Origin of the sequence: Acidovorax sp. 56 (assembly GCF_002749705.1) — a bacterium.
GTDB lineage: Bacteria > Pseudomonadota > Gammaproteobacteria > Burkholderiales > Burkholderiaceae_C > Acidovorax.
In genome coordinates this window covers 1181535-1193420 of sequence record NZ_PEEV01000001.1, presented here as the reverse complement: position 1 = coordinate 1193420, position 11886 = coordinate 1181535, and the positions used below count along the sequence as shown (strand labels likewise).

The window sequence follows — 11886 nt, the reverse complement described above, 5'->3', positions numbered from 1 at the left end:
TCACGGGCGACGTTCTGCGGGCTGGGCCCAGCGGTCAAAACGGTCCGTGAGTGTAAAGGCGCAGGGTGCCGCCCGGCGATGGCCTGCGCCCAAGAGAAGGCGCCGGCGATGCCTATCGCAGGCGCCTAAAGGCTCTGGGCCAGCATCTCGCGGTATTCCTCGGGCGTGGCAATGCGTGGATTGGTCTTGTGGCAATGGTCGGCCAGGGCGCCTTTGATCACATCGTCAAACTCCTCGGGCGTGACCCCCATGGCCGCCAGGCCCGTGGGCAGGCCCAGGCGGGCGTTCATGTCTTGAATGGCGGGGGCCACGTCGCCCGCAGAGGCCAGGCCCATGGCGTGTGCCATGCGTTCGAGCCGACGCTCTGCCTGCACCGATGCGCAGGTGGCGTTGAAGCGAATCACAGCGGGCAAGAACATGGCGTTGAGCGTGCCGTGGTGTAGGCGCGGGTTCACGCCGCCCAGGCTGTGGCTCAGGCTGTGCACGCAGCCCAGGCCTTTTTGGAACGCCATGGCGCCTTGCATGCTGGCGCTCATCATGTTCAGGCGCGCTTGCCGGTCTGCGCCGTTGCGGGTGGCCTGCTCAATGCTGGCCCAGCCGCGCTGCAGGCCATCGAGCGCAATGCCGTCGGCAGGCGGATTGAAGGCGGCCGACATGAAGGTCTCCATGCAGTGCGCAATCGCATCCATGCCGGTGGCGGCCGTGAGCATGGGGGGCAGGCCCAGGGTCAGCTCCGGGTCGCAAATGGCGGCCTTGGGGACCAGGTTCCACGAGTGAAAACCGAGCTTGCGGTGGTCGTCCACGATGATGATGGCGCCGCGCGCCACCTCGCTGCCGGTGCCACTGGTGGTGGGCACGGCAATGACGGGCGCCGTGCGTTCGCTGATGCGGGGCGAGCCACCCTCGATCGTGGCGTAGTGGGTCAGGGGGCCTTCGTGGGTGGCGGCAATGGCAATGCCCTTGGCGCAGTCGATGGCCGAGCCGCCGCCCACGGCAATCAGGCCATCGCAGCCCTGGGCCTGGTACACCTGCACGGCCGCACGCACAGCGGCCTCGGTGGGGTTGGCGGGGGTTTGGTCAAACACTGCCACCGACAAGTCAGGCAGGGCGTCCAGCGCCTTTTGCAGCACGCCAGCGGCTTTCACGCCGGGGTCGGTCACGATCAAGGGGCGGGTGATGCCCACGCGCAGGCACTCCTGGTGCAGCAGCTTCACTGCGCCAAACTCGAACTGGATCTGGGTCACGTAGTTGATGAAGGCCATGGTGTGTGAGCGTGTGTGAATAAGGACGCCAGCGATTACGATAGCCCGCCGACGCGTTGAACAGGTTCTCAGGACAGGTTCCCAAACCCCACTTTAAAAGCAGGAGACGCAGATGAACACGAAGCAAACCCTGATGGCGGCCCTGGTGGCCGTCGCCTGCGCGACAAGCGCCCAAGCCCAATGCCTGAGCGATGCACAGGCCGCCGAGCTGGTCGCCAGCTATGTGGCCAAAACACCGGCCGCCAATGTGGAGGGCTTGTCGGACGCAGACGGCGCCTGCACCCGTGCCAAGGTCAATGCGCTGCTGGCCCAGCGCCTGGGCAAGGTGGTGGGCTACAAGGCGGGGCTGACCAACCCGGCGGTGCAAAAGCGCTTTAACACCGACAAGCCGGTGTGGGGCAAGCTGTACGAAGGCATGGTGCTGGCCAACGGCGCTGCCGTAGATGCGGCCTTTGGCGCCCGCCCGTTGTTTGAGGCCGACATGCTGGTGCGCGTGAAAAGCGCCGACATCAACCAGGCCAAAACCCCCATGCAGGTGCTGGAGGCCATCGACCAGGTGATTCCGTTCATCGAACTGCCCGACCTGCTGGTTCAGGCGCCGCCCAAGCTCAACGGTGCGGGTGTCAGCGCCATCAATGTGGGGGCACGCTTGGGCGTGGCGGGTGCACCGCTGCTGGTGCCGGAGTACCGGGCCGAGCGTTATGCGCTGCTGCAAGCCTTGGCCGACATGCAGGTCAGCCTGACCGATGCCTCGGGTGCCCGGCTGGGCGGTGGCAAAGGCAGCGATATTCTGGAACACCCCCTCAACGCCGTCGTCTGGCTGGCGGGCGCCTTGGCGCAAGAGGGGCTGGCGATGCAGCCGGGTGATCTGATCAGTCTGGGCTCGTTCTCGCCGCTGTTGCCGCCCAAGGCGGGCCTGTCCGTCACGGCCACCTTTGATGGCCTGCCGGGCGCAGCGCCTGTGCGCGTGACCTTCAAATAAGTCCGAGGCCACCCCCAGCCCCCATCCCAGATATTGTCGACAGGAGCTTTGCGTTTTGACCGATTTGCACATTCACCACACCCGCCTGACCCCGCAGATGCGCGGCGTGCTACAGAGCATGGCCCGCGCGGGCCATCCTCCGCTGCACACCCGCACGCCCGAGGAGGCGCGCAAAGCCTACGAGGCGGGCGCGGGCGTGCTGGAGGTGGCCAAGGCGGCACTGCCCCGCGTGGAGGACTTTCACATTCCCGCGCGTGACGGCCACCGCCTGCCTGCGCGCCTGTATGCGCCGGTAGCGGCTGGGGGTAGTGCGCTGCCCTTGCTGCTGTACACCCACGGGGGTGGCTTCACCATCGGCAGCATTGCCACGCACGATGTACTGTGCCGCGAGCTGGCTCGCCTGTCCGGGGCCATGGTGGTGTCGCTGGACTACCGCCTGGCGCCTGAGCACCGTTTCCCCACGGCGTCCAACGATGCCTGGGACGCATTGGCCTGGCTGGCCCAGCATGCGGCCACGCTGGGGGCTGACCCGGCGCGGCTGGCGGTGGGCGGCGACAGCGCAGGCGGCACGCTGGCCGCCGTCAATGCCATTTGTGCCCGCGATGCAGGCTTGCCCCTGGCACTGCAACTGCTGTTTTACCCCGGCTGCGCAGCGCACCAGGACACGCCTTCTCACGCCACGTTTGCCCGTGGCCTGGTGCTGGAGGAGCCCGCCATCAGCTGGTTCTTTGGCCACTATGTGCAAACCCGCGCCGAGCGTGAGGACTGGCGCTTTGCCCCCTTGCATGCACCCGATGTGGAAGGCGTGGCCCCGGCCTGGATCGGGCTGGCCGAGTGCGACCCGCTGGTGGACGAGGGCGTGGACTACGCCGACAAGCTGCGCGCCAGCGGTGTAGCGGTGGACCTGGAAATCTACCGGGGTGTGACCCACGAATTCATCAAGATGGGGCGGGCCGTGCCAGAGGCACTGAAAGCCCACGCCGATGCAGCCCTGGCGCTGCGACAAGCCTTTGCCATGGAGTGAGCCTGATGCAACGCCAGAACTTCCGTTGTGTGCACCGCCTGCGGGTGCGCTGGGCCGAGGTGGACATGCAGAAAATCGTGTTCAACGCCCACTACCTCATGTACATCGACACCGCCATGTCGGACTATTGGCGCGCCCTGGCGCTGCCGTACGAGGCCAGCATGCAGACGCTGGGCGGCGAGATGTATGTAAAAAAAGCCACGCTGGAGTACCACGCCTCGGCCAAGCTGGACGACACCCTGGAGGTGGGCCTGCGCTGCGCCCGCATTGGCAACTCGTCCAGCCTGTTTGAAGCGGGCATCTTCAGTGGCGACAAGCTGCTGGTGAGTGGCGAGCTGGTGTATGTGTTTGCCGACCCCTCGATGCAGACGTCCACCCCGGTGCCCCCTGCGCTGCAGGCCATGCTCGAAGGTTTTGAAGCAGGTGCAGACATGGTGGAGGCGCGCACGGGCGACTGGAACGCCCTGGGCCGCGATGCAGGCCGCCTGCGCACGGCGGTGTTTGTGAGAGAGCAAGGCATTGCCGCCGATGTGGAAGCCGATGCGCTGGACGCCAGCGCACGCCATGCTGTGCTGTACAACCGCCTGGGCCAGCCCGTGGCCACCGGGCGGCTATTGCAGCAGGCCCCAGGCGTAGGGCGCATTGGCCGCATGGCGGTCGATCGATCTGTGCGTGGCGCCCAATGGGGCCGTGTGCTGCTCAACACCTTGATGGATGCCGCCCGCGCGCGCGGCGATCAACAGGTGCAGCTGCATGCGCAGTGCAGTGCCCAGGGGTTTTATCAGCGTGCAGGGTTCGCTGTGGCGGGCGAGCCCTACCAGGAGGCTGGCATTGCCCATGTGCTGATGGCGCGGTATTTTTAGGTTGGAGCGAGTACAGCGGGGCAGTGTGCGCGCTCCCAGCTTGACTGCCTGACTGCCCCGGTTTCTCGCTCAAATGTCGTCGAGCAACGGGTAAGGCAGGGGCAGCAGTTGCAGCGCAATGCCATCGGCCGCGCCTGCAGGCACAACGCTCAAGGCGTGCTCGGTGGCCGCAATTTGCAGGGACACCAGGGCATCCACCCCGCTGCCCTCGGGGCTGGGCGCCACCTGCACCACGGTGCCGCAGGGCTGCTCCGGGTCGTTGGCGGCAAACACCTCGCTGCCCACCGCAAAGCCGTTGTCGGCATGGGCCAGGTAGGTGCGGCGCTTGAGCGTGCCACGGAACTGGCTGCGGGCCACCACCTCTTGTCCGGGGTAGCAGCCCTTCTTGAAGTTCACTCCGCCAATGGATTCGTAGTTGAGCATTTGCGGCACAAAGGCATCGACCAGCGGCGCGGTCAACGTGACTACGCCACTTTGGACTTCGCTCCACAGCCAGACGGAGGCATCAAGCAAGGGGCCTTGCGGGGCGGCGCTGCCTTGGGGTGTGATCCACAACGCGCGTGGCTGGCCTGCGGCGGGGTACAGGTGAACGAGGGTGTTTTGATCCAAATCGGCCTTGGACCAAGCAGGATAAGCGCTGCCAGCTATCGAATTGATAGTTTCCCCGGCCAGTCCATACAGCGCAAAGTCAGCGGAGGCGTCGCTGAGCTTGGCCTTGGCGCGCAGCACAAACATCGAAAGACGTTTGAGTGTGGGGGGCAGCAGGTCTTGGCTGCAAATCAGCAGCACTTCGGTGGCGCTGCGCTTGAAGCCGATGAAGCTGGCCTGCATGCGGCCTTTGGCCGAGAGGAATGCGGCCAGCCGGGCGTGCTGCATGTCCAGCAGCGCAAAGTCTTGTGTGAGCTGGCCTTGGAGAAATTTGGTGGCGTCTTCGCCTGTTACGCGAATCACGCCAAGGTGGGACAGGGGGGCAATACCGTTCAAAAGCTGCGTCATGGCTGAATTATGATGCCCCCTCCTTTTCACACAGGCAGCAGGGTTGTGCGACGTTTACTGGCATGGGTGTTTGTTTTATTGATCGCCAGCGGCGCCGCTGCCGCATGGTGGTTGCACGAGCCCTTGACCACCGGCGCAGAGCCGCTGGAGCTGGCCATTGAGCCCGGAACCACTCCGCGCGGCGTGGCCCGCGATGTGGTGGCGGCGGGCGCCCAAGCCAATGCGCAATTGCTGTACGCCTGGTTCCGGCTGTCGGGGCAAGACCGCTTGATCAAAGCGGGCAACTATGAAATTCCGGCGGGCACCACGCCGCGCAGCTTGCTGCGCATGCTGGTGCGGGGTGAAGAGGCCTTGCGCACGCTGACCCTGGTGGAGGGCTGGTCCTTCAAACAAGTGCGCCAGGCGCTGGCCAAGGAAGAGTTGATCAAGCAAGACACTGCGCAGCTGAGCGCCGAGCAGATCATGGAGCAGCTTGGCCGCCCAGGGGTGCCTGCGGAGGGGCGGTTCTTCCCCGATACCTATTCCTACGCCAAGGGCTCCAGCGACCTGGCCCTGCTGCGGCGCGCATTGCATGCGATGGACCGCAAGCTTGAAGCTGCCTGGGCCTTGCGCTCGCCCGACCTGCCGCTCAAGACCCCTGCCGAAGCCTTGGTGCTGGCCAGCATCGTGGAAAAAGAAACCGGCCGCGCCAGTGACCGGTCGCAGATCGCCGGGGTGTTTGCCAACCGCCTGCGCACCGGCATGCTGCTGCAGACCGACCCCACGGTTATCTACGGCATGGGCGACAAGTTTGATGGCAACCTGCGCCGCCGCGACCTGCAGACCGACACGCCCTGGAATACTTACACCCGTCCTGGCCTGCCACCCACACCCATAGCCATGCCGGGCAAGGCGGCGCTGCTGGCGGCGGTGCAGCCTGCGCCCACCCGCGCGTTTTACTTTGTGGCCAAGGGCGATGGCAGCAGCCATTTCAGCGCCAGCCTGGACGAGCACAATCGGGCCGTGAACCGCTACCAGCGCGGGCAATCCCAATAAAGACGGCCGTCCACCATTGAAGGGTTTCATGTCACGTACTGGCTTGTTCATCTCGTTTGAAGGCATCGACGGTGCGGGCAAGTCCTCGCACATCGAGGGCCTGGCCCAGGCCTTTCGCGCCCAGGGGCGCACCGTCACGCTCAGCCGCGAGCCTGGTGGCACGCCGCTGGCCGAGAAGCTGCGGGACCTGGTCCTCAACGACCCCATGGACGCGTTGACCGAGGCCCTGTTGATTTTTGCGGCCCGGCGCGACCATTTGCGCCAGGTGATTGAGCCCGCCCTGGCCCGGGGCGATGTGGTGCTGTGCGACCGCTTCACCGATGCCACCTTTGCCTACCAAGGTGCCGGGCGCGGCTTTGATCTTGAGTTGCTATCTATTTTGGAGCGTATGGCGCAGACAGGGCTTGCGCCAGAGCCTGGTTTTATGCGAGAACCTGATTTGACTGTGTGGTTTGACCTGGCCCCTGAGATTGCCGCGCAGCGGCTGGTGGGCGCGCGCGTACCCGACCGCTTTGAGTCGCAACCCGTGGCCTTTTTTGAGCGCGTAGCCCAGGGCTATGCCGACCGTGCTGCAGGGGCCCCGCAGCGCTTCGCACGCGTCGATGCTGCCCAAGACCGCCACCGCGTGTGGCAGCAACTCACCAGCGTTTTTGTGCGCAAAGGTTGGTTGTCCATCATGGTGCCCACACCCGGGCTGGCCCCATGAGCGAACGTCCCACCGCCGATACCCCGCCTCTGGCGCCCTGGATTGCGGCGCAGCGGGCCACGCTGCTGGCCCAGCGCGGCCATGCCTGGCTGCTGCAAGGCCCTTCGGGCATGGGGCAATATGCCTTGGCGCTGGAGCTGGTGCGCGCCTGGATGTGCGATGCCCCCACGGCCCAAGGCGCCTGCGGCCAGTGCGCCAGCTGCCACGCCATTGACGTGCGCACCCATGCCGATGTGTGCGTGCTGATGCCCGAAGTGCAGATGCTGGCGCTGGGCTGGCCCCTGTCCGAAAAAGCCCAGGCTGAAATTGACGACAAGAAACGCAAGCCCAGCCGTGAGATCCGTGTGGAGGCCATGCGCGATGCGGTGGAGTTCTCGCAGCGCACCTCGGCGCGGGGGCGCGGCAAGGCGGTGCTGGTGTACCCGGCCGAGCAAATGAACCACGTCACGGCCAACGCGTTGCTCAAGACCCTGGAGGAGCCGCCCGGCGATGTGCGGTTTGTGTTGGCCAGTGAGGCTGCGCACCAGTTGCTGCCCACCATTCGCAGCCGTTGCCTGGGCCACACCATGGTGTGGCCCAGCCAGTCGGAAATGCTGCCCTGGCTGCAATCGCAAGGCATTGCTGCTGATGCGGCCACGGCATTTTTGCGTGCCGCAGGCGGGCGGCCAGACGATGCCCTGGCCGTGGCCCGCTCGGGGCGCAGTCCGCAGGCTTGGGGCTCGTTGCCGCAGGCCATGGCGCGGGGCGATGTGACGGCTTTGGGCGATTGGGCTCCGGCCCAGGCCATCGATGCCTTGCAAAAGCTGTGTCACGATTTGCTGTCGGTGGGGGTGGGCGCGGCTCCGCGCTACTTTGCTGTAGCCGACCTGCCCAAGCCACCGCCGTTGGCGGCCTTGACGCGCTGGTCCAAGGCCCTGGCCAAAGAAGCGCGCACGGCAGACCATCCGTTCAACGCAGGCCTGATGCTGGAGGCGCTTGTCGCCCAGGCGCGAAACACCCTACACTCCAGGCAACCAACGCATTGATCACCATGAGCAGTCCATCCACCGCACCCCGTCCCAGCGTCATGCAGCTGGCCATCAAGGAAAAGGGCGCCTTGTATGCCGCATACATCCCGTTTTTCGTAGAGGGTGGCATCTTTGTGCCCACCCAGCGGGATTACAAGCTGGGCGACGATGTGTATGTGCTGCTGACGCTGCCTGACGATACGCAGCGCTACCCCGTGGCAGGCCGCGTGGCCTGGGTGACGCCCGCACGGGCTGCGGGCAATCGCACCCAAGGCGTGGGCATTCAGTTTCCAAAAGACGACAAGTCGCGTCTGCTCAAGCTCAAGATCGAAGAAATTTTGGGAACTGCGCTCGGCTCCGAACGTCCTACCCAAACCATTTGATGGCGCCTTCTCGCCCTGTGCCGACCCGCGCTGGCGGGTCGGCTTTTTCATTTTGAGTCCGCATGTTTACCGATTCGCACTGCCACCTCTCGTTTCCTGACCTTGTGAGCCAGTTGCCAGCCATTCGCCAGGCCATGGCCGATGCGCAGGTGGAGCGGGCCCTGTGTATTTGCACCACCATGGAAGAGTTTGGTGACGTGCATGCGCTGGCCCTGGGCTACGACAACTTTTGGAGCACCGTGGGGGTGCACCCCGACAACGAGGGCGTGCAGGAGCCCAGCTTGCAGGATTTGCTCGACAAGGCAGCGTTGCCGCGTGTGGTGGCCATTGGTGAAACGGGGCTGGACTACTACGGCATGGAAGACCGCAAAGGCGGTCGCAGCATTGCCGATCTGGAGTGGCAGCGCGACCGTTTTCGCACCCACATCCGCGCAGCGCGCGCCTGCTCCAAACCTTTGATCATCCACACCCGCAGCGCCTCGGACGACACCCTGGCCATCTTGCGGGAAGAGGGCGAGGACGGGGCGGGCAATGTGGCTGGGGGCGTGTTCCACTGCTTCACCGAATCCATGCAGGTCGCCCGCGCCGCGCTGGACCTGGGCTACTACCTGTCGTTCTCCGGCATCATCACTTTCAAGAATGCGCAGGATCTGCGCGACGTGGTGGCCTTTGCGCCGCTGGACCGGATCCTCATCGAAACCGACAGCCCTTATCTGGCGCCGGTGCCTTACCGGGGCAAGACGAACAACCCTTCGTATGTGCCGTATGTGGCGCAGCAGGTGGCCCAGTGCAAGGGTCTATCGGTGCAAGAGGTGGCGCAGGCCACCAGCCGCAATTTTGATACCTTGTTCACGGGGGTTGTGGCAGGAGGCGTGGCATGCTGACGCGCCGTGCCGCCTTGCTGGGTGCCGCCCTGGCCGGAGCCGCAACATGGGCTGTGGCTGGCTCGTACGATGATTTCTTCACGGCCATTTTGCGGGATGACCCGGACACCATCACAGCCTTGTTGCGCAGGGGTTTTGATCCCAACACGCGGGATGCCAAGGGGCAGGTGGGCTTGGTGATCGCCCTCAAGGAAGAGTCGCACAAAGCCTTTGCTGCACTGATGGCGGCGCGCAATACCCAGGTCGAGGCACGCAACGCCCAGGACGAAAGCCCGCTCATGATGGCGGCCATCAAGGGCAATGAGGACGCCGTCAAGCAGTTGATTGCGCGGGATGCCGATGTCAACAAAACCGGCTGGACGCCCCTGCACTACGCGGCATCGGGTGGCACAGAGCAGCACCTGCGCATCGCCGTGCTGCTGTTGGAAAACCACGCGTACATTGATGCCGCATCGCCCAACGGAACCACGCCGTTGATGATGGCAGCGCAATACGGGTCGTCCGACATCGTCAAGTTGCTGTTGGCTGAGGGGGCTGACCCTACGCTGAAAAACCGGCTGGGGCTGACGGCCGTGAACTTTGCCCAGCGTGTCAGCCGCGCTGAGGCAGCTGCGCAAATCGCTGCGGCCATTCGTAAGCGGCAGCCCAATGCCGGGGCCTGGTGAGCTGACCGCTGCTGATTGAGGCCGACTGTGGCGTCCGTGCCCTAGCCCAGTGGCACGGGGCCGTGGTCGCTCTGCCAGGGCGTTCGTCAGTGGGCGCTTGTTGCTCCTGGCCGGCTTTGCAGCCGTGCATACAGACCGCCAGCGGCCATCAACTGCGTGTGGCTGCCTTGCTCCACGATTTTTCCGCGCTCCATGACCACCACACGGTCTGCGTGCTCGATGGTGGAGAGCCTGTGGGCAATCACCAGCGTCGTGCGGCCCTGCATCAGGCGCTGCAGCGCGTCTTGCACCAGCCGTTCTGATTCGGTGTCGAGGGCCGAGGTGGCCTCGTCCAGGATGAGGATGGGCGCATTTTTGTACAGCGCGCGAGCAATCGCCAGGCGCTGCCGTTGGCCGCCTGAGAGCTGGGCCGCGTTGTGCCCTGCCACGGTGTGAATGCCTTGGGGCAGGGCGGCAATGTGCTCTGCCAGGTTGGCGGCAGCCAGGCATTCATGCACGCGCTGCTCATCCATGGCACTGCCCAGTGCCACGTTGGCGGCAATGGTGTCGTTGAACATCACGACGTCCTGGCTCACCATGGCGAACTGGCTGCGCAGCGATGCCAGGTTCCAGGTGGTCAGTTCTTGCCCGTCCAGTGTGATCTGCCCCTGGCTGCTGTTGATGAAGCGTGGCAACAGATTGACCAGCGTGGTCTTGCCTGCACCCGATGGGCCCACCAGCGCCACCACTTCGCCGGGGGCAACCCGCAGGCTGATGTCGTCAAGCGCCGGGGCCTGGTCAGTACCAAATTGCACGCTCACATGGCTCAGCACGATTTCGCCGCGCACCCTGCCTGCGGTGTGGGTGCCCTGGGCTTCGGCGCCTGTGTCTCCAAGCAATGACAAGCCCCGCTCCAGCGCTGCTGCGCCGCGGGTGATGGGGTTGGCCACATCGGCCAGTCTGCGGATGGGGGCAATCAGCATCAGCATGGCGGTGATGAAGGAGACAAAGCCGCCCACCGTCACATCTTTGGTGTCCACGGCGCCTCGGCTTTGCCAAAGTGCAATGCAAATCACCACCGAGAGGGCTGCAGCTGCCAGCAGCTGGGTTAGCGGGGTCATCGCGGCCGATGCAATGGTGGACTTGATGGCCAGCCTGCGCAGGCTCTGGCTGAGTGCGGCAAAACGCCCGGCTTGCCCCTGCTGCGCTCCATGCAGACGCACCATGCGGTGGGCGAGCACGTTTTCTTCCACTACATAAGCCAGTTCGTCCGTGGCTTGCTGGCTCACCTTGGTAAGGTGGTACAGCCTGCGCGACAGCGTCTTCATGATCCAGGCGACCCCGGGAACGACCACCGCCACAATCAGTGTGAGCTGCCAATTCAAATAAAGCAGATACCCCAGCAGTGCCACCAGGGTGAACCCGTCACGCGACAGCCCCAGCAGGGCCTGCACCAGCAGGTTGGAGCCGTTTTGCACCTCATACACCACGGTGTTGGACAGCGCACTGGCCGACTGGCGGCCAAACAAGCCCATTTCTGCGGAAAGCACGCGGTCAAACAGCGCCTTGCGCAGCAGCAGCATGCCTTCGTTGGCAATTTTCGCCAAAGCGTACTGCCCCACAAATTGCGCGAAACCGCGCACCAAAAACACCCCCATGATGGCCAGGGGGACAGTCCACAGTTGCAGGGTCCCTTGGGTGAATCCTCTGTCCAGCAGGGGTTGCAATAGCGCTGGAATCATGGGCTCTGTCACTGCACCCACCAGCGTGGCGGCAATGGCGAGGCCCCAGGCAAGGCGCTGGTGTCCAAAATAAACGGCCAGCCTGGCCAATCGGGTCATCAATGGGAGGCTGGGAGTTTGGGCCTGTGCGGCTCTGGTTTCTTGTGCTTGCATGTGCGGGGGATTCTACGTTTTGCTACGAGCTGTAGCCCTGGGCCTGCTGCCAGATGCCCACAGAGGGCTCGCCCTGCACAAGTTCGTGGAACTTCGGGCTGAAAGTGTCAACAAACCTGCGCGGCTGCAAACGGCGCGCGTCCGCAGTGCCAAAATTGCAGCCTTTGGAAAATGCGCTTGTGTTGAAGAACCATGTTCCATCACA

The 11886-nt window shown here is 64.7% G+C and carries 12 protein-coding genes; 9 read left to right on the top strand and 3 right to left on the bottom strand.

The window, feature by feature from the left end; all coding sequences use genetic code 11:
• Nucleotides 1-125: 125 nt before the first annotated feature.
• On the bottom strand, nt 126-1262 hold the full coding sequence (locus CLU88_RS05195) for an iron-containing alcohol dehydrogenase (protein ID WP_099655677.1): 1137 nt from the start codon (nt 1260-1262) through the stop codon (nt 126-128).
• 112 nt (nt 1263-1374) lie between these two features.
• On the opposite strand from CLU88_RS05195, the gene CLU88_RS05190 reads away from it, so the two are divergent.
• The 3 genes from CLU88_RS05190 to CLU88_RS05180 are packed head-to-tail and all read left to right on the top strand — an operon-like array spanning nt 1375 to nt 4131.
• A complete protein-coding gene (locus CLU88_RS05190; RefSeq protein ID WP_099655676.1) occupies nt 1375-2244 on the top strand; it encodes a 2-keto-4-pentenoate hydratase in 870 nt (289 codons plus the stop codon).
• 55 nt (nt 2245-2299) lie between these two features.
• Nucleotides 2300-3268: an alpha/beta hydrolase gene (locus CLU88_RS05185; RefSeq protein WP_233205378.1), complete on the top strand. Its 969-nt coding sequence runs from the start codon at nt 2300-2302 to the stop codon at nt 3266-3268.
• Nucleotides 3269-3273: 5 nt separating this feature from the next.
• Nucleotides 3274-4131, top strand: coding sequence for a YbgC/FadM family acyl-CoA thioesterase (locus CLU88_RS05180; protein WP_099655675.1), 858 nt, complete (start codon nt 3274-3276; stop codon nt 4129-4131).
• Between the two features lie 69 nt (nt 4132-4200).
• On the opposite strand, the gene CLU88_RS05175 is transcribed toward CLU88_RS05180, so the two are convergent.
• Complete coding sequence (locus CLU88_RS05175; protein ID WP_099655674.1) at nt 4201-5127, bottom strand: folate-binding protein YgfZ; 927 nt, start codon at nt 5125-5127, stop codon at nt 4201-4203.
• Between the two features lie 45 nt (nt 5128-5172).
• On the opposite strand from CLU88_RS05175, the gene mltG reads away from it, so the two are divergent.
• The 6 genes from mltG (at nt 5173) to CLU88_RS05145 (ending at nt 9807) form a co-directional block, all read left to right on the top strand.
• Complete coding sequence (gene mltG, locus CLU88_RS05170) at nt 5173-6162, top strand: endolytic transglycosylase MltG (protein WP_304528991.1); 990 nt, start codon at nt 5173-5175, stop codon at nt 6160-6162.
• A gap of 28 nt (nt 6163-6190) precedes the next feature.
• Entirely contained in the window at nt 6191-6868 is a 678-nt protein-coding gene (tmk, locus tag CLU88_RS05165; RefSeq protein ID WP_099655672.1) for a dTMP kinase, read from the top strand.
• Nucleotides 6865-7893, top strand: a complete 1029-nt coding sequence (locus tag CLU88_RS05160) for a DNA polymerase III subunit delta' (protein ID WP_099655671.1) — start codon at nt 6865-6867, stop codon at nt 7891-7893. The genes tmk and CLU88_RS05160 overlap by 4 nt, the downstream gene beginning before the upstream one ends.
• Nucleotides 7894-7898: 5 nt before the next feature.
• Nucleotides 7899-8258, top strand: a complete 360-nt coding sequence (locus CLU88_RS05155) for a PilZ domain-containing protein (protein WP_099655670.1) — start codon at nt 7899-7901, stop codon at nt 8256-8258.
• 62 nt (nt 8259-8320) lie between these two features.
• Nucleotides 8321-9142: a TatD family hydrolase gene (locus CLU88_RS05150; protein WP_099655669.1), complete on the top strand. Its 822-nt coding sequence runs from the start codon at nt 8321-8323 to the stop codon at nt 9140-9142.
• The gene (locus CLU88_RS05145) at nt 9136-9807 is read left to right on the top strand and encodes an ankyrin repeat domain-containing protein (protein ID WP_099655668.1); all 672 of its coding nucleotides are present in this window, start codon (nt 9136-9138) and stop codon (nt 9805-9807) included. Before CLU88_RS05150 ends, CLU88_RS05145 begins: the two co-directional genes overlap by 7 nt.
• 86 nt (nt 9808-9893) lie before the next feature.
• Here CLU88_RS05145 and msbA read toward each other — a convergent pair whose 3' ends face one another.
• The gene (gene msbA / locus CLU88_RS05140) at nt 9894-11681 is read right to left on the bottom strand and encodes a lipid A export permease/ATP-binding protein MsbA (RefSeq protein ID WP_099655667.1); all 1788 of its coding nucleotides are present in this window, start codon (nt 11679-11681) and stop codon (nt 9894-9896) included.
• Nucleotides 11682-11886 lie beyond the last annotated feature (205 nt).